Here is a 16,301-nt window from a genome sequence, read left to right on the forward strand (position 1 = left end):
ACGTGACATTGATTGCAGTTAAAAATGGATGATAAGCATGTGATGCACAGAAGAGAAAGATCGGAGAATCTGAAGAACAACATCAAATACCTGATAAAGAGTCGCGGGGAGACGCAGTTGTCCTTGTGTCACTCCAGTGGTTTGACGCGTACCACCATCTACAACATCCTTGAAGGCAAAGTGGTCAATGTACAGCAGTCCACTGTACGTAAGATTTCTGATTTTTTCGGCGTGTCTTACGAGGAAATAGAAACGATTGATTTTGAAGAGAAGGAAATAATCGAAAGCAGTATTTCGCCACAGGGGAATATGAATCCGGCGGCGGTTCCGGTGATTAAAGAAAGTCTGCTGCTGCAAAGCCTGGATAAGAGAATTGGTGAGTTGGCGACGATTTATCCATTGACTTACTATTTTGGCGCTTCTTTTAATCTGATTGGTGTGCTGCTGGAAAATGAAATCAGCGGTCTGCATGAACCCGGTGAGCTGTTGATCGTACAGAAAGGAGCATCGACCAGCGACAGGGAAAAACTGGTGTATGACAAAATCACAGCGAAGTTATCTATAAGCCATGAAGGCAGCTTTGATACGGATCGTGTATGCGTGATCGGAGATGTAATCGAGGAACGATTTAATGGATTGCAGTGTTGAAATGGAAAACAGCAAGTACAAATTGCTGGGGTTCGAAAATGGAAAAAGCCTGGCCGTTATCATGGTCATTGCGACAGGCAAGATAATTAAAATAAAACTGAGTGAAGTGTTGAATAGTGAGATTATGGATAATCTGAATAAAATCGAAGTGAAAAACCTCTACAAGAAGTTCTACTCCCAGGGTGGGGCGCTGACGGCATACGAAATCAATGATCGTCATGAAAGTTCGTGGATGATCTACATCATCCTGAACCTGATGCTGTTCACGCTTTATATTTTCACCAGCATTGCGGCGACCAAGCCGATCTACCTGGATTACTTTGACATTGTCGTAACCCCGGGAACCTTTCTTTACCCGCTGACCTTTCTGATCGTTGACTTGTTGAACGAGACCTTTGGTCTGCGGCTGGCGCGCCGGGCAATCCTCTTTGCGTTCATCAGCAATGCGGCGATTATCATTCTACTGGCGATTACCACCCATTTGCCGGGGTTGCCGGGGTGGAAGCTCGATGGACCTTACAATGACGTGATCAGTCAATTGTCTTCTGTTCTGGTAGCGTCTTCGATATCGTTTCTGGTGTCCGAAAACATAAACTCGTATCTGTTGTGCAAGATCAAGGAACTGACCAACTCCAGATTCCTGTTCTTGCGAGTATTCTTGAGTACATTGTTTGCAGTAATCATCGACAGCTTTCTGTTCTGTTACATCGCATTCTATGGAACGATGGAGAACAGTGCGATCTTGAGCATGATCTATGTGCAGATCGCGATCAAAGTGGGTTTTGCTTTCTTTAATATCATGCCCGCTTATGGGGCGCGGTCGCTGTTCAAGAAGTATCTGACGGGAAGCCAGGTTTGATCGAATAGCAGAAGCGCTCGCTTGGACTGTCCCAGGCGAGCGTTTTTTTGTGTCTTATTTTAGTTTGAGTTTCAATTTCAAACTGTTGGTTACCTGCTCTTTGTTCTCCTGGAACTCGTTGAGGCCTTTCGCGCGAAGATTGCACGCGTCACAGTCGCCGCATCCGCTTCCAGCTATACCGTTGTAGCAGGTCAGCGTCTGATGACGAATCAGGTCCAGTTGATTGTGGTAATCAGCCAGTGCCCAGGTTTCGGCTTTGTTCAGCCACATCAGTGGCGTTTCCAGACGTAACTTGTAATCCATGCCCAGTTCAAGCGCGTTGTTCAACGCCTTGACGAACTCATCGCGGCAATCCGGGTAACCCGAGAAGTCGGTTTCGCAAACACCGGTAATGACTGTTCTGGCTTGAACCTGATACGCATAGATAGACGCGAGGGTCAAAAACAGAATGTTTCTTCCCGGTACGAAAGTGCTCGGCAGACTTTCTCCGGAGCTGTTGACGGTCGGCACGGGAATGTTGTCGCGGGTCAGGCTGCTGATCGCCAGTTCATTCAGCAGAGAGACATCCATTACCTTGTGAACGGTCACGCCAAGCTGTTTGCAAAGTTGCTGGGCAACTTCAATTTCCGCGTGGTGACGCTGACCATAATCAAAGGTAATGCAGTGAACTTCATCATAGTGGGTCAGCGCATGGATCAGACAGGTCGTAGAGTCCTGGCCACCACTGAAAACGATAACTGCCTTGTTGCTCATAAGTTTGCTTCCTGCATAAACGGGTAAATTTAAAGGTCGCAATGGTAACTCGAAATGATGCTCGATATAAGTGCGCTGGAAGTTGCGCCCGCAGGCCGCAGGTCGCTTTGCAGCTAATCGCGGTATCCTGTGCACTCTGATTACGGACGCTTTTCCATGCTGGTGATTTCCAACAACGTGCATCTTCCCGATGCCGAGATCGAACTGACCGCCATCCGCGCGCAAGGCGCCGGTGGGCAGAACGTCAACAAGGTTTCCAGTGCGATGCACCTGCGCTTCGACATTCCGGCCTCGTCCTTGCCCGAGTTTTACAAGGAGCGACTACTGGCGTTGCGCGACAGTCGCATCACCAGCGATGGCGTGTTGATCATCAAGGCCCAGCAATACCGCACGCAGGAAGCCAACCGCGCCGATGCGCTTGAGCGTCTGGTCGAGCTGATCCTCAGCGCCACCAAAGTCGAAAAGAAACGCCGCCCCACCAAGCCGACCCTCGGCTCGAAGAAGCGCCGGCTCGAATCGAAAACCAAGCGCGGCAGCATCAAGGCCGGGCGCGGCAAAGTGGACTTCTAGTCTTCGCGGTACTTGGCCGTGTGCTTGTACAGATAGACGCTCAAGGCCAATCCGCTCAATGCAGCGAGAGCGGCGAACAGGAAGATCGAAGCAAAGCCGAAGCCTGCCGCAATCGCCCCGGCCAATGGCCCGGTGATCCCCAGCGACAAATCAATGAACAGTGAATAAGCACCGACCGCTGCGCCACGGCTTGAAGCCGGCACCAGATTCACTGCCTCCACACCCAGCGCCGGGAACACCAGCGAGAAACCAAACCCGCTCAGCGCCGCACCGGCCAGCGCCCAATGCGCGTCCGGTGCCAGCCACAACAGCAGCAGGCCCAGTGTCTCCACCGACAGGCAGGCAATCGCCACGCGAAAGCCGCCGAGGCGGTTGATCAGATTGCCGAACAGCAGGCGCGCACCGATGAAGCTGGCACCGAACAGGCTCAGGCACAGCACCGCGTTGTCCCAATGCTGTGTGGCGTAATACAGGGTGATGAAGGTGGCAATGGTGCCGAAGCCGATCGAGCCCAGCGCCAGGCCGCAACCGTGGGGAAACACTTTACCGAGCACATGCATGAACGGCAGGCGTTCACCCGCCACAATCGGTGCGGCGGTTTTCGGCCAGGCCAACGCCAGACCAAGAATCGCCAGCAAGATGATGCTGACGCCCATGCTCCACAATCCCAACTGGCCGACCAGCCACACGCCGAACGGTGCGCCAACTGCCAGTGCGCCATAACTGGCGATGCCGTTCCAGGAAATCACTTTGGCGGTGTTTGCCGCGCCAACCCGGCCAATGCCCCAGCCGATCGAACCAGAACCGACAAGGCTTTCAGCGCTGCCCAGCACCAGGCGACCGATCAACAGACTGATCAAACTGAGCATCGGCAGGTTCGGTGTCCACGCCGAAATCAACATGAACACACCGCTCAAGCCGCACCCGGCCAGGCCAATCATCACAGCGCGTTTGCTGCCCTGGTTGTCGATGATCTTGCCGGCATACGGACGGCTGAGCAGGGTCGCGAGGTACTGCACGCTGATCACCAGACCGGCAATCACCGCGCCAAAGCCCAGATCGCTGTGCACATAACCCGGCAGCACCGCGAGCGGAATGCCGATGTTCAGATAACCGATAAAGGTGAAGAGGACGATGGAAACGACTTGCAGCGTGACCGCCAAGGGGCGCTGGGGCTCGGGCATAGAGGGCGACATGGGTAACGATCCACGGGAACGGCAGATTAGATAGGCTGCTTATGATACCGGCGTAGAGGCTTCTGGGGCGGGAAAAGTAAAACTATTTGCCGGGAGGCCGCTTCAGGGTTTGGCCGGGGCAACCAGTTGTGTGGTGACCAGCGCCGCGAGGGCATTTTCTTCGCTGCCGAAGCGGGCGAGCAGGGCGGCCTGTTTCTCGGGAGAGAGGCGGTTCCAGATCTCGATCATTTTCTCGGTGGTGCCGATCAGGACGGCAGCTTGGCTTTCGGAGAATTCGTCGGTCATGGCAGGCTCGGGGTTCAGGCAGTGTGGAAAGCGCATGTTAGCGCTTTCCACACGGTCTGTACGACGGGGTCTTACTCTTCGTTGTCGGCCGGGCGGCTCTCAACGGCTTCTTTCTGCTCGGGCTGTTGGGCTCCGGCTTGCTGCGTGGTCGTCTGCTCAGGTACGTGCAGGCTTGGGAAGGGGAGATTAGGAATCTCGTGCATGGTTGCGCTCCTCGCTAAGTCTGTTGATAGATCTGGTAGATCCGCGCTTCTTGAAAGCCTGCGCAGGATACAGCAGGAAAAATGACAATCAGACTTTTAATTCAAATTAATGCGACAGATGGCCGCAGGGGAGGCAAAAACGAAAGGTCACCACAGAACAAATGTAGGAGTGAGCCTGCTCGCGATAGCGGTGTATCAGTCAACTAAAATGCTGGCTGATACACCGCTATCGCGAGCAGGCTCACTCCTACAGGGTATTGCGGTGTTTAGACTATTTGCAGACGCTGGCGATGGCTTCTGCCAGCAAGGCGAGGCGCGTAGCGTCGATGCCGGCGACGTTCGCCCGGCCCGAGTTGACCATGTACACGCTGTGATGCTCACGCAGTTGTTTCACTTGCTCCGGCGACAGTCCGGTGTAAGAGAACATCCCGCGTTGTACGCCAATGTGTGCAAAACGCTCGCGCAGGCCATGCGGCTCCAGCGCTTCAACCAGGCCGCTGCGCAACTGCGCGATACGCAAACGCATGGCTTCCACTTCATCGGCCCAGCGGGCTTTCAGCTCGGGATCAGCGAGGATGGTTGCGACCACCGCAGCACCATGATCTGGCGGTGTCGACCACAAATTGCGGGCGATGTTGGCCAGTTGGCTGCGGATGTCGATGAGCTTGTCGGCGGTTTTCGCGCAGACGATCAGGGCACCGGTGCGGTCGCGGTACAGGCCGAAGTTCTTCGAGCAGGAGCTGGTAATCAGCAACTCTGGCACCTCGGCCGCGAACAACCGGGTCGACCACGCATCCTGCTCCAGACCGTCGCCAAAGCCCTGGTAGGCAAAGTCGATCAGCGGCAGCAGATTGCGGCTGCGCACCACATCGAGCACGCGCTGCCAGTCGTCATGGCTCAAGTCAAAACCGGTCGGGTTGTGGCAGCACGCGTGCAGCAGCACCACATCACCTTTCGGTACTTCGTTGAGCACCGCGAGCATGGCGTCGACGTCGAGGCGGTTGTCACTGCCCACGTATGGGTAGTGACTGACCTTGACCCCGGCCGTGGCGAAAATGGTTTCGTGGATCGGCCAGGTCGGGTTGCTCAGCCACACGCCTTTGCCCGGCAGGCACTGGGCGATGAAGTCGGCAGCCAGGCGCAGGGCGCCTGTGCCGCCCGGCGTCTGGGTGACGCCGGCACGTTGTGCGGCGATCAGCTTCGAGTCGGCACCGAGCACCAACTCATTGATGACTTTGCCGAACAGCGGGTTGCCGTGGCCGCCGATGTAGGTTTTGGTGTCCTGGCTTTCGACCAGCCGCGCTTCGGCGATTTTCACCGCCTCGGGGATTGGCGTCAGGCCCTGAGCGTCCTTGTAGACGCCAACGCCCAGGTCGAATTTGCGCGGGTTGGTGTCCTGCGCATACGCCTCCATCAAACCGAGGATCGGGTCGCCGGGTACCCGGCCGATGGCGTCGAAGTGCATTACTTGCGTCCTTCTGCGGTCTTGGCCACTTCGTCAGTGCGCGCAGCCATGATGAAGTCGTTGCGGTGCAGGCCTTTGATCGAATGGCTCCACCAGGTCACGGTGACTTTGCCCCATTCGGTCAGCAGGCCCGGGTGATGACCTTCTGCCTCGGAGATCTCGCCGACAGCGTTGGTGAACGCCAGGGCGTGCTTGAAATTCTTGAACAGGAAAACTTTCTCCAGCTGCATGATGCTGTCGCGGACTTCGATGTTCCAGTCAGGGATCTGCTTGATCAGGATCGACAGTTCTTCGTCGCTGACTTGTGGCGCATCGGCGCGGCAGGCTTCGCAGTGGGCTTGGTTCAAAGTGGACATGGTGTATTCCTGAATCGAGTGTGTTTTTTTTATTAAAACGTTTGAGCTGTCAATGCCGTCACGCTAAACCAAAGTGGCGGCGACGGACAGGCTCAATTGTCAGCAAAAGTCGCGGTTCACGCGGCTTTCGGTTTCGGCGGAAACTTCGGTGCGTGCAGACCCAGCTGCATGCCTTGGCGAACCATGGCCATGATGTCTTCATGGGCCACGTCGAACAGACGCTTGAGGTTCGGCAGGACAAAGTACAGCGGTTGCAGGATGTCGATGCGATACGGCGTGCGCATGGCTTCGAGCGGATCGAACGCCTGATGCTCAGGTTCGTCCGACAGCGAATAAACGGTTTCTTTTGGCGAAGACAGGATGCCGCCACCGTAAATGCGTTTGCCTTGCGGGGTGTCGACCAGGCCGAACTCGATGGTCATCCAGTACAGGCGCGCCAGATAAACACGTTCTTCCTTGGTGGCCTGCAAACCGAGTTTGCCGTAGGTGTGGGTGAATTCGGCGAACCACGGGTTGGTCAGCAGCGGGCAGTGACCAAAGATCTCGTGGAAAATGTCCGGCTCTTGCAGATAGTCCAGTTCTTCGCGGGTGCGAATGAACGTCGCCACAGGAAATTGCTTGCTGGCCAGCAATTCAAAAAAGGTCTGGAAGGGGATCAGTGCCGGCACGCGGGCGACCTGCCAACCGGTGGTCTCGCCGAGCACCTTGTTGATCTCGCCCAGTTGCGGAATGCGGTCGTGGGGCAGACCGAGTTTTTCGATACCGTCCAGGTATTCCTGGCAGGCACGCCCTTCGATCACTTTCAACTGGCGAGTGATCAGCGTGTTCCACACCGCATGTTCTTCGGCGGGGTAGTCGATAAAACCTTGCGCATCGGGCTCGCGGGCCACGTATTGCGTCTGCTTCATACTGCTCTCCTGCTAGGGGAATTCGTTCTTGTTATGTCCAGCGATGGATTCAGAATTACCTGAGAGCGAGTTGATGTGCAGCAGGTTGAATGGCCTGCGCGTAGGAAATTTCTCTGTAAATCGTAAAATTATCGTTACGCTTTGACGGATATCTCGCATTTGCGGTGATTCACGGGTTTGAAAAGGCCGGTGGCTGTCACATAATCTTGACAACTATCTGCGGGCCTCGACAGAAAAGTCTGGCGCGGTCCCCCTGTAGGAGTGAGCCTGCTCGCGATAGCGGTGCATCAGTCAGCATCAATATCAATTGACCCAAAGCCATCGCGAGCAGGCTCACTCCTACAGGTTTCTCATCGTTTATTCGGACGATTTTTATGCGCATCAAAGTCCACTGCCAGAACCGCATCGGCATCCTGCGCGACATTCTCAACCTGCTGGTTGCCTACGGGATCAACGTCGCGCGCGGTGAGGTCGGCGGTGAGCATGGCAACGCGATCTATCTGCATTGCCCGAACCTGATCAACATCCAGTTCCAGGCGTTGCGCCCGAAATTCGAGGCGATCGCCGGGGTGTTTGGCGTCAAGCGGGTTGGGCTGATGCCCAGCGAGCGTCGGCACATGGAGTTGAATGCGCTGCTCGGCGCGCTGGAGTTTCCGGTGCTGTCGATCGACATGGGCGGCTCGATCGTGGCGGCCAACCGCGCGGCGGCGCAGTTGCTCGGCGTGCGCGTCGATGAAGTGCCGGGGATTCCGCTGTCGCGTTACGCCGAGGATTTCGATTTGCCAGAGCTGGTGCGCGCCAACAAATCGCGAATCAACGGCATGCGGGTCAAGGTCAAGGGCGACATCTTTCTGGCCGACATCGCGCCGCTGCAATCGGAGCACGACGACAGCGAGGCCATGGCCGGTGCGGTGTTGACCTTGCATCGCGCTGACCGCGTTGGCGAGCGTATCTATAACGTGCGCAAGCAGGAGCTGCGTGGTTTCGACAGCATCTTCCAGAGCTCGAAAGTGATGGCCGCCGTGGTGCGCGAAGCACGGCGTATGGCGCCGCTCGACGCTCCGCTATTAATTGAGGGCGAAACCGGTACCGGCAAGGAATTGCTTGCGCGCGCCTGTCACCTCGCCAGTCCGCGTGGGCAGTCGCCGTTGATGGCGCTCAACTGCGCAGGCCTGCCGGAGTCGATGGCCGAGACTGAGTTGTTCGGCTACGGCCCGGGCGCGTTCGAAGGTGCACGCGCCGAAGGCAAGCTCGGGCTGCTGGAATTGACGGCGGGCGGCACGCTGTTTCTTGACGGTGTCGGTGAGATGAGCCCGCGTCTTCAAGTGAAGTTGCTGCGCTTTTTGCAGGACGGTTGCTTTCGCCGGGTCGGCAGTGATGAAGAGGTTTATCTGGATGTGCGGGTCATCTGTGCGACGCAGGTCGACTTGTCGGAGTTGTGCGCGCGCGGCGAGTTTCGCCAGGATTTGTACCACCGCTTGAACGTGCTCTCCCTGCACATCCCGCCGTTGCGCGAATGCCTCGACGGGTTGACGCCGCTGGTCGAGCACTTCCTCGATCAGGCCAGTCGGCAGATCGGTTGCACACTGCCGAAACTGGCGCCGGCGGCGATGGATCGCCTCAGTCATTACCACTGGCCGGGCAACGTGCGGCAACTGGAGAACGTTTTGTTTCAGGCAGTTTCGCTGTGCGATGGCGGCACGGTGAAGGCCGAGCATATTCGCCTGCCGGATTACGGCGTGCGTCAGCCGCTTGGCGATTTCTCGCTGGAAGGTGGCCTGGACGAAATTGTCGGGCGCTTCGAGAAAGCGGTGCTGGAGCGGCTGTATTCCGAGCATCCGAGCAGTCGGCAATTGGGTAAGCGGCTGGGGGTTTCGCACACCACCATTGCCAATAAACTGCGCGAGTATGAAGTCGGTAAAACCGATTCATAGCTCAAGCATGATCGTTCCCACGCTCTGCGTGGGAATGCAGCCCGGGACGCTCCGCGTCCCAAAGCGGACGCAGAGCGTCCATTGAGGTATTCCCACGCGGAGCGTGGGAACGATCATTCGAGGGATTGCCGCCAAGCGGCATAACACCGCCGGTTTTTCGACTTCGATACATTTCAAATTTCCCCTCGCCATCCCCCAAGTCCTTTGTTTGCCGGGCCTTTGTGCGCCAGAAAAAAGTTGGTCTGCAAATTGCTTATGGCTCAGCAGTACAGCGGTGGGCGGCAAACGTCCGGCATGCAGAGGAAAGAGTGTGGACAAGTACCTTTATGTGGCAATGACCGGCGCCAGCCAGAACGCACTGGCGCAGAAGGCTCATGCCAACAACCTGGCGAACATCTCCACCAACGGTTTTCAGCGCGACCTGGAGCAGGCGCGTTCGATGCCGGTGTTCGGTGACAGCTTTCCGGCGCGTGCGTTTGCCATGAGCGAACGGCCCGCCACCGACTTCACTCCGGGCTCGCTGGTGCAGACCGGTCGTGACCTCGACGTTGCGGTCACCGGCAATGGCTGGATCGCCGTGCAGAACCCGAACGGCGGCGAAAGCTACGTGCGCACCGGCAGCCTCAACGTCGACGCCCTCGGCGTATTGCGCGCCGGCAACGGCATGCCGGTGATGGGCAATGGCGGTCCGATCGCCGTGCCGCCCGAGCAGCAGATCGAAGTCGGTGAAGACGGCACCATCAGTATTCGGGCGATGGGCGAAGGCCCGCGCGTCATGGCGGAGGTCGACCGGATCAAGCTGGTCAACCCGGACATCAAGAACATGAACAAGGGCCTCGACGGCTCGATCTACACCAAGGACGGCCAGCCTGCGCCGGCCGATGCCAACGTCAAACTGGTGTCGGGTTTCCTCGAGTCGAGCAACGTTAACGCCGTTGAAGAGATGACCTCGGTGCTGGCCTTGGCCAAGCAGTTCGAGTTGCACGTCAAGATGATGAACACCGCCAAAGACGACGACCAGGCCATGGCTCGGGTCTTGCAGATCAGCTAATTATCAGAACGTCGCGCCGAAAAACAGGCGCACGAGGAGAATCGAATGCTTCCGGCTCTATGGGTTGCCAAAACCGGTCTGTCCGCCCAGGACACCAACCTGACCACCATTTCCAACAACCTGGCGAACGTGTCGACCACGGGTTTCAAGCGTGATCGTGCCGAATTCCAGGACTTGCTCTACCAGATCAAGCGTCAGCCGGGCGCTCAGTCGACTCAGGACAGCGAACTGCCGTCGGGTCTGCAACTGGGTACCGGTGTGCGCATTGTCGGCACCCAGAAAAACTTCACCGCCGGCAGCCTGCAAACCACCGAGCAGCCGCTGGACATGGCCATCGACGGTCGCGGTTTCTTCCAGATCCTGCAGCCGGACGGCACCACGTCCTACACCCGTGACGGTACCTTCCACCTCGATTCCAACGGCCAGATCGTCAACGCCAGCGGTTTCGCTCTGGAACCGGCCATCGTTATCCCGAACGACGCCCAGACCTTCACCGTTGGCCGTGACGGTACTGTGTCGGTGACCATCGCCGGTAACCCGGCAGCGCAAGTGATTGGCAACCTGCAAACCGCCGACTTCATCAACCCGGCCGGTCTGCAAGCAGTGGGTAACAACCTGTTCCTGGAAACCGCCGCTTCCGGCGCGCCGCAAGTCGGCACTCCGGGTCTGGCCGGTTTCGGTACCACCCTGCAGAACACCCTGGAAACCTCCAACGTCAGCACTGTTGAAGAAATGGTCAACATGATCACCACTCAGCGCGCGTATGAGATGAACTCCAAGGTGATCTCCACCGCTGACCAGATGCTCTCGTTCGTAACGCAGAATCTGTAATCAAGTCTATGAGGCGGCCATGAGGTCGCCTGCAACACCGTGAGGTAGGGTCATGAATCGCTTTGTATCTGTTCTGGCATTGAGTGGGGTCGTCTCGCTCGCGGGCTGCGTCGCTCCGACGCCCAAGCCCAATGACCCTTACTACGCCCCGGTGTTGCCGCGCACGCCGTTGCCGGCTGCCGCCAATAATGGCTCGATCTATCAGGCCGGCTTCGAGCAGAACCTGTACAGCGACCGCAAGGCTTTCCGGGTCGGTGACATCATCACCATCACCCTGAACGAGCGCACGCAGGCGAGCAAGAATGCCAATTCGCAGATGGACAAGAACAGTGACAACAAGGTCGGTCTGACCTCGTTGTTCGGCTCCAGCCTGACCACTAACAATCCGATTGGGGGCAACGACCTGAGTCTGAACGCCGGCTATAGCGCCGACCGTTCGACCAAAGGCGACGCCAAGTCCGGACAGAGCAACAGCCTGACCGGTTCGATCACCGTGACCGTCGCTGACGTGCTGCCCAACGGCATCATCGCCGTGCGTGGCGAGAAGTGGCTGACGCTGAACACCGGTGACGAACTGGTGCGCATCGCCGGCCTGGTGCGTGCCGATGACATCGCCACGGACAACACTGTGTCGTCGACCCGGGTCGCCGATGCACGCATCACCTACTCGGGTACCGGCGCGTTTGCCGATACGAGTCAGCCAGGCTGGTTCGACCGTTTCTTCCTCAGCCCGCTGTTCCCTTTCTAGGTGGCTACGTTGAATTTCAAGAGCCTCATGCTGGCTGCGGCGCTGATGTCCGCAGCCTTTGGTGCCCACGCCGAGCGGCTGAAAGATATCGCCAGCATTTCCGGCGTGCGTTCCAACCAGTTGATCGGTTACGGCTTGGTGGTCGGGCTTAACGGCACCGGCGACCAGACGACGCAAACCCCGTTCACCCTGCAGACCTTCAACAACATGCTCTCGCAGTTCGGCATCAAGGTGCCGCCGGGATCGGGCAACGTGCAGTTGAAAAACGTCGCGGCGGTGTCGATCAGTGCCGACTTGCCGGCGTTCGCCAAACCCGGTCAGCAGGTCGATATCACCGTGTCCTCGATCGGTAACTCCAAGAGCTTGCGTGGCGGTACGCTGTTGCTGACCCCGCTCAAGGGTATCGACGGCAACGTCTACGCAGTCGCTCAGGGCAACCTGGTGGTCGGCGGCTTCGACGCCGAAGGCCGTGACGGTTCGAAGATCACCGTCAACGTTCCGTCGGCCGGTCGTATCCCCGGCGGTGCCTCTGTGGAGCGTTCGGTGCCGAGCGGTTTCAACCAAGGCAACAGCCTGACGCTGAACCTCAACCGTTCCGACTTCACCACGGCCAAACGCATCGTCGACAAGATCAACGACATGCTTGGCCCTGGCGTTGCGCAAGCCATCGATGGCGGTTCGATCCGTGTCACTGCGCCGCTCGATCCGAGCCAGCGCGTCGACTACCTGTCGATCCTGGAAAACCTCGAAGTCGACCCGGGGCAGGCGGTGGCGAAAGTCATCATCAACTCGCGTACCGGCACCATCGTCATTGGCCAGAACGTGAAAGTGTCGCCAGCCGCCGTGACCCACGGCAGCCTGACCGTGACCATCACCGAAGACCCGATTGTCAGCCAGCCTGGCCCTCTGTCCAATGGCCAGACCGCTGTCGTGCCGCGCTCGCGGGTGAATGCCGAGCAGGAAGCCAAACCGATGTTCAAATTCGGCCCGGGCACCACCCTCGACGAAATCGTCCGTGCGGTGAACCAGGTCGGCGCGGCGCCGGGTGACTTGATGGCGATCCTCGAAGCCTTGAAGCAGGCCGGCGCGTTGCAAGCCGACCTGATCGTGATCTGAGGCTGACCCTTATGGATATGCGCAAAAGCGGTCTGGTCAGCAGCAGCGATTCGGGTTCCTACTCGGACCTCAATCGCCTGAACCAGCTCAAGGTCGGCGACAAGAACAGCGATGCAAACCTGCGCAAGGTGGCGCAGGAATTCGAATCGCTGTTCCTTGGCGAGATGCTCAAGTCGATGCGCTCGGCGACCAACGCCTTGGGTGAAGACAATCCGCTGAACACGCCGGCGGCCAAGCAGTATCAGGAAATGTACGACCAGCAACTGGCCGTTTCCATGTCTCGCGAGGGGGGTGGTATCGGTCTGGCTGACGTGCTGATGCGCCAGATGTCGAAGAACAAACCGCTGGCGCCGGGCGAGGCTGCTGCCGCGTCCGCGGCGAAGCAGGAAGAAGCCAAGGCGAAAGCTGCTGCCGTGGCTACGCCGATTGCCGCCGGCACCGTTGCCACCAATGGCCCGTTGTCGCGGCTCAATGGCGAGCGACCGCTGTGGGCGTCGCGTTCGGTGAATGCGCCGAACACGCAACTGGCTCATCGCAACGATATGGAACTGATCAATCAGCGTCGCCTGGCTTTGCCACCAAAACTGGCCGATCGTTTGCTCGCCGGGCTGGTGCCGTCAGCCACGCCGGCTGCGGCAACGGCATTGCCGCAGCGTGCGACAACGGCTGCCACCACTGGCGCCGGCCCGCTGTACAACGGCGATTGGCTGGCCCGCGCCGAGGGCGAAAAAGCTTCGGGCGGACAGATGCAGGTCTACGGTCGCGCCATGGCGCAGATTCCACTGGCGCCGGCGAAGAAAGCTTTCAGTTCCGCCGACGAATTCGTCAACACCATGCTGCCGATGGCCAAGGAAGCGGCCGACCGCATCGGCGTCGATCCGCGTTATCTGGTGGCGCAGGCGGCGCTGGAAACCGGTTGGGGCAAGTCGGTCATGCGTGCCCAGGATGGCAGTAGCAGCCACAACCTGTTCGGCATCAAGGCGAGCAGCAACTGGAAGGGCGATTCGGCCCGGGCGATCACCAGCGAGTTTCGCAATGGCGAGATGGTCAAGGAGACGGCCGAGTTCCGTTCCTACGCCTCGTACAAGGACAGCTTCCACGATCTGGTGACTTTGCTGCAGAGCAATAATCGCTATCAAGATGTGCTGAAGTCTGCCGATAACCCAGAACAGTTTGTACGCGAGTTGCAGAAGGCCGGTTACGCCACCGACCCGAACTACGCAAGCAAGATTTCGCAGATTGCCAAGCAGATGAACAGTTTCCAAAACTACGCTGCGGCGGGTGTATCCACCACGCCTTTATAAGGCACAAGGTATAAGGTCTGAACCATGAGTTTGCTCAATATCGGGATGTCGGGACTGTCGGCCAGCCAGTCCTCTTTGGCTACGACAGGCAACAACATTGCCAACGTCGACACCGCCGGTTATTCACGTCAGCAAACCGTGCAGGGCACCAAATCCTCGCAGCAGTTCGGCACCGTGTTCATCGGTACGGGCACGACCCTGGCCGACGTGCGCCGGGTGTATAACTCTTACCTGGAAAGCCAGCTGCACACCGCTACTTCGCTCGACAGCGAATCGGCTGCTTACCTGGCGCAGGCCACACCGCTGGACTCGATGCTGTCGGACACCAACACCGGCCTGACCGGTGTGCTGCAGAAGTTCTTCACCACGATGCAGGGCGTTTCGACGTCGGCGACCGATGACACCTCCCGCCAATCGGTGCTGACCGGTGCGCAGGCGCTGACCAGTCGCTTCAATACCATCGCCAAACAGCTCAACGACCAGAACACCACCATCAACGGCAGCCTTGGCGACATGACGGCCCAGGTGAACAAACTGGCCACTTCGATTGCCAACCTGAACCAGAAAATCGGCGAGATCTCCACCAGTGGCGGTGCGCCGAACGATCTGCTCGACAGCCGTAACGAAGCCGTGCGCCAGCTCTCCGAACTGACGGGTGCACAAATCGTCGAGCGTGGCACCAGTTTCGACGTCTACATCGGCAGCGGCCAGCCGCTGGTGATCGGCAACACCACCAACACGCTGAGCATGGTCGCGAGCAAAGACGACCCGTCGCGCATGGCCATCCAGATGGATCGCGGTTCGAGCACCATCGACATCACCTCGGCGATGAGCGGCGGTGAAATCGGCGGCCTGCTGACTTACCGCAAAGAAGTCCTCGACCCGTCGCTCAACGAGCTGGGCCGCGTGGCGCTGGTGATCGCTGATCAGGTCAACAGTCAGCAAGCCCAGGGCATCGACAAGAACGGTGACTTCGGCGCGGCGATTTTCAACAACATCAACAGTGCCGCGCTGATCAGTTCGCGCAGCATCGCGCAGTCGGGCAACAGCACCGGTTCGGGTAACCTCGATGTCACCATCAAGGACACCGGCAAGCTGACCACCAGCGATTATCAGGTGACGTTCACCAGTGCCACTGACTACACGGTCAAGCGCTCCGACGGCACCGATCTGGGTGCGTTCAGCACGACGACCAATCCACCTCCAGTGATCGACGGTTTCACCCTCGCGCTCAAAGGTGGTGCGTTGAGCGCTGGTGACAGCTTCAAAGTCACGCCGACCCGCAATGCGGCGGCGAGCATCCAGACAGTGCTCACCGATCCGAAGAAAATCGCTGCGGCCGGTCCGTTGACCGGTGTGGCGAGCGCCAACGGTCTGGGCACTTTCACCCAGCCGACGCTCAACAGCAAAATCGATATCTACAACCCGACTGCCCAGGCTGACATGCAAGCGGCGCTGAAGAACTCGACGCCGGTCAAACTGGTGTTTGGTGCGGTCACCGGGGGCAGCCAGTCCTACACCTTTGTGGATGCCAAGGGCGGCCTCATCAGCAGCGGCACTATCGTTCCCGGTCAATCGAACACGCTAGACCTGAAAGTCGGCATCGTCGATGCCAGCGGCAACCCGGTGATGGACACCAGTGTTACGCCGAACGTGCAGAAGACATTCTCCGTACAGACCACCGTTGGCGGCACGCCGAAGTCCGGCGAAACCTTCACCATGAATCTCACCGGTGCGGCGTCTTCGGACAACCGCAACGCGCAATCGCTGGTCGCCCTGCAAACGGCGCAGACCGTCGATACCGGTTCGGCGAGCAAGGGCATCAGCCTGACTGACGCCTACAACAAGCTGGTGACCAACGTCGGTACCAAAACCGCCCAAGGCAAGTCCGACAGCGCCGCGACCTCGGCGATTCTGGATAACGCCAAAGGCGCGCGCGATTCGCTGTCCGGGGTCAACCTGGATGAAGAAACCGGCAACCTGGTCAAATATCAGCAGTACTACACAGCGTCTTCGCAGATCATCAAAGCTGCGCAGGAAACTTTCGCCACGCTGATCAACAGCCTTTAAGGAG

At 58.4% G+C, this 16,301-nt stretch carries 17 protein-coding genes; 10 read left to right on the top strand and 7 right to left on the bottom strand.

Going from position 1 to position 16,301, the window contains the following annotated elements:
* Positions 1-42 precede the first annotated feature (42 nt).
* Together AB4N74_RS02210 and AB4N74_RS02215 are read left to right on the top strand one after the other, a co-directional pair.
* Positions 43-648: a helix-turn-helix transcriptional regulator gene (locus AB4N74_RS02210; protein WP_116254671.1), complete on the top strand. Its 606-nt coding sequence runs from the start codon at positions 43-45 to the stop codon at positions 646-648.
* Entirely contained in the window at positions 632-1,507 is an 876-nt protein-coding gene (locus AB4N74_RS02215) for a queuosine precursor transporter (protein WP_093439557.1), read from the top strand. The genes AB4N74_RS02210 and AB4N74_RS02215 overlap by 17 nt, the downstream gene beginning before the upstream one ends.
* Before the next feature lie 54 nt (positions 1,508-1,561).
* Here the strand turns inward: AB4N74_RS02215 and queC are convergent, their stop codons facing one another.
* Positions 1,562-2,260, bottom strand: a complete 699-nt coding sequence (gene queC / locus AB4N74_RS02220; RefSeq protein WP_414926743.1) for a 7-cyano-7-deazaguanine synthase QueC — start codon at positions 2,258-2,260, stop codon at positions 1,562-1,564.
* Positions 2,261-2,416: 156 nt separating this feature from the next.
* Here queC and arfB point away from each other — a divergent pair, with 156 nt between their 5' ends.
* Positions 2,417-2,830, top strand: coding sequence for an alternative ribosome rescue aminoacyl-tRNA hydrolase ArfB (gene arfB, locus AB4N74_RS02225; RefSeq protein WP_007920134.1), 414 nt, complete (start codon positions 2,417-2,419; stop codon positions 2,828-2,830).
* On the opposite strand, the gene AB4N74_RS02230 is transcribed toward arfB, so the two are convergent.
* From AB4N74_RS02230 to phhA, 6 genes are all read right to left on the bottom strand, one after another.
* Positions 2,827-4,014 carry an MFS transporter gene (locus tag AB4N74_RS02230; RefSeq protein WP_257358486.1) on the bottom strand — a complete coding sequence of 396 codons (1,188 nt, stop codon included), beginning with the start codon at positions 4,012-4,014 and terminating at the stop codon, positions 2,827-2,829. The two genes, arfB and AB4N74_RS02230, sit on opposite strands and share 4 nt — an antisense overlap.
* A 114-nt stretch (positions 4,015-4,128) precedes the next feature.
* Positions 4,129-4,311 carry a hypothetical protein gene (locus tag AB4N74_RS02235; protein WP_093440150.1) on the bottom strand — a complete coding sequence of 61 codons (183 nt, stop codon included), beginning with the start codon at positions 4,309-4,311 and terminating at the stop codon, positions 4,129-4,131.
* A 71-nt stretch (positions 4,312-4,382) separates the two neighbouring features.
* Positions 4,383-4,514, bottom strand: coding sequence for a hypothetical protein (locus AB4N74_RS02240; RefSeq protein WP_256573958.1), 132 nt, complete (start codon positions 4,512-4,514; stop codon positions 4,383-4,385).
* Positions 4,515-4,785: 271 nt separating this feature from the next.
* Positions 4,786-5,979, bottom strand: a complete 1,194-nt coding sequence (locus tag AB4N74_RS02245; protein WP_427118718.1) for an amino acid aminotransferase — start codon at positions 5,977-5,979, stop codon at positions 4,786-4,788.
* A complete protein-coding gene (locus AB4N74_RS02250) occupies positions 5,979-6,335 on the bottom strand; it encodes a 4a-hydroxytetrahydrobiopterin dehydratase (protein WP_460098064.1) in 357 nt (118 codons plus the stop codon). Before AB4N74_RS02250 ends, AB4N74_RS02245 begins: the two co-directional genes overlap by 1 nt.
* A 116-nt stretch (positions 6,336-6,451) precedes the next feature.
* Positions 6,452-7,243 carry a phenylalanine 4-monooxygenase gene (gene phhA / locus AB4N74_RS02255; RefSeq protein WP_007965510.1) on the bottom strand — a complete coding sequence of 264 codons (792 nt, stop codon included), beginning with the start codon at positions 7,241-7,243 and terminating at the stop codon, positions 6,452-6,454.
* A 374-nt stretch (positions 7,244-7,617) separates the two neighbouring features.
* Between phhA and AB4N74_RS02260 the strand changes: the two genes are divergently transcribed.
* The 7 genes from AB4N74_RS02260 to flgK all read left to right on the top strand — a co-directional run bounded on the left by AB4N74_RS02260 (position 7,618) and on the right by flgK (position 16,297).
* On the top strand, positions 7,618-9,177 hold the full coding sequence (locus tag AB4N74_RS02260; RefSeq protein WP_099758329.1) for a sigma-54-dependent transcriptional regulator: 1,560 nt from the start codon (positions 7,618-7,620) through the stop codon (positions 9,175-9,177).
* 310 nt (positions 9,178-9,487) lie between these two features.
* Complete coding sequence (locus AB4N74_RS02265) at positions 9,488-10,228, top strand: flagellar basal body rod protein FlgF (protein WP_093439577.1); 741 nt, start codon at positions 9,488-9,490, stop codon at positions 10,226-10,228.
* A gap of 45 nt (positions 10,229-10,273) precedes the next feature.
* Positions 10,274-11,059 carry a flagellar basal-body rod protein FlgG gene (flgG, locus tag AB4N74_RS02270; RefSeq protein ID WP_095050156.1) on the top strand — a complete coding sequence of 262 codons (786 nt, stop codon included), beginning with the start codon at positions 10,274-10,276 and terminating at the stop codon, positions 11,057-11,059.
* A 52-nt stretch (positions 11,060-11,111) separates the two neighbouring features.
* Entirely contained in the window at positions 11,112-11,807 is a 696-nt protein-coding gene (gene flgH, locus AB4N74_RS02275) for a flagellar basal body L-ring protein FlgH (RefSeq protein WP_038363773.1), read from the top strand.
* A gap of 27 nt (positions 11,808-11,834) precedes the next feature.
* Positions 11,835-12,923, top strand: a complete 1,089-nt coding sequence (locus AB4N74_RS02280; RefSeq protein WP_176091703.1) for a flagellar basal body P-ring protein FlgI — start codon at positions 11,835-11,837, stop codon at positions 12,921-12,923.
* 11 nt (positions 12,924-12,934) lie between these two features.
* Positions 12,935-14,227 carry a flagellar assembly peptidoglycan hydrolase FlgJ gene (flgJ, locus tag AB4N74_RS02285; protein ID WP_460098065.1) on the top strand — a complete coding sequence of 431 codons (1,293 nt, stop codon included), beginning with the start codon at positions 12,935-12,937 and terminating at the stop codon, positions 14,225-14,227.
* A 24-nt stretch (positions 14,228-14,251) separates the two neighbouring features.
* Entirely contained in the window at positions 14,252-16,297 is a 2,046-nt protein-coding gene (flgK, locus tag AB4N74_RS02290) for a flagellar hook-associated protein FlgK (RefSeq protein WP_093439590.1), read from the top strand.
* Positions 16,298-16,301 lie beyond the last annotated feature (4 nt).

The sequence above is a fragment of the Pseudomonas sp. H3_C08 genome, from assembly GCF_054669455.1.

What these genes read in the sequence shown, in the direction of transcription:
- AB4N74_RS02210 (WP_116254671.1), top strand. Translation starts at nt 43, where the DNA reads ATGCACAGAAGAGAAAGATCGGAGAATCTGAAGAACAACATCAAATAC.
- AB4N74_RS02215 (WP_093439557.1), top strand. Translation starts at nt 632, where the DNA reads ATGGATTGCAGTGTTGAAATGGAAAACAGCAAGTACAAATTGCTGGGG.
- queC (WP_414926743.1), bottom strand. Translation starts at nt 2,260, where the DNA reads ATGAGCAACAAGGCAGTTATCGTTTTCAGTGGTGGCCAGGACTCTACG.
- arfB (WP_007920134.1), top strand. Translation starts at nt 2,417, where the DNA reads ATGCTGGTGATTTCCAACAACGTGCATCTTCCCGATGCCGAGATCGAA.
- AB4N74_RS02230 (WP_257358486.1), bottom strand. Translation starts at nt 4,014, where the DNA reads ATGCCCGAGCCCCAGCGCCCCTTGGCGGTCACGCTGCAAGTCGTTTCC.
- AB4N74_RS02235 (WP_093440150.1), bottom strand. Translation starts at nt 4,311, where the DNA reads ATGACCGACGAATTCTCCGAAAGCCAAGCTGCCGTCCTGATCGGCACC.
- AB4N74_RS02240 (WP_256573958.1), bottom strand. Translation starts at nt 4,514, where the DNA reads ATGCACGAGATTCCTAATCTCCCCTTCCCAAGCCTGCACGTACCTGAG.
- AB4N74_RS02245 (WP_427118718.1), bottom strand. Translation starts at nt 5,979, where the DNA reads ATGCACTTCGACGCCATCGGCCGGGTACCCGGCGACCCGATCCTCGGT.
- AB4N74_RS02250 (WP_460098064.1), bottom strand. Translation starts at nt 6,335, where the DNA reads ATGTCCACTTTGAACCAAGCCCACTGCGAAGCCTGCCGCGCCGATGCG.
- phhA (WP_007965510.1), bottom strand. Translation starts at nt 7,243, where the DNA reads ATGAAGCAGACGCAATACGTGGCCCGCGAGCCCGATGCGCAAGGTTTT.
- AB4N74_RS02260 (WP_099758329.1), top strand. Translation starts at nt 7,618, where the DNA reads ATGCGCATCAAAGTCCACTGCCAGAACCGCATCGGCATCCTGCGCGAC.
- flgG (WP_095050156.1), top strand. Translation starts at nt 10,274, where the DNA reads ATGCTTCCGGCTCTATGGGTTGCCAAAACCGGTCTGTCCGCCCAGGAC.
- flgH (WP_038363773.1), top strand. Translation starts at nt 11,112, where the DNA reads ATGAATCGCTTTGTATCTGTTCTGGCATTGAGTGGGGTCGTCTCGCTC.
- AB4N74_RS02280 (WP_176091703.1), top strand. Translation starts at nt 11,835, where the DNA reads ATGCTGGCTGCGGCGCTGATGTCCGCAGCCTTTGGTGCCCACGCCGAG.
- flgJ (WP_460098065.1), top strand. Translation starts at nt 12,935, where the DNA reads ATGGATATGCGCAAAAGCGGTCTGGTCAGCAGCAGCGATTCGGGTTCC.
- flgK (WP_093439590.1), top strand. Translation starts at nt 14,252, where the DNA reads ATGAGTTTGCTCAATATCGGGATGTCGGGACTGTCGGCCAGCCAGTCC.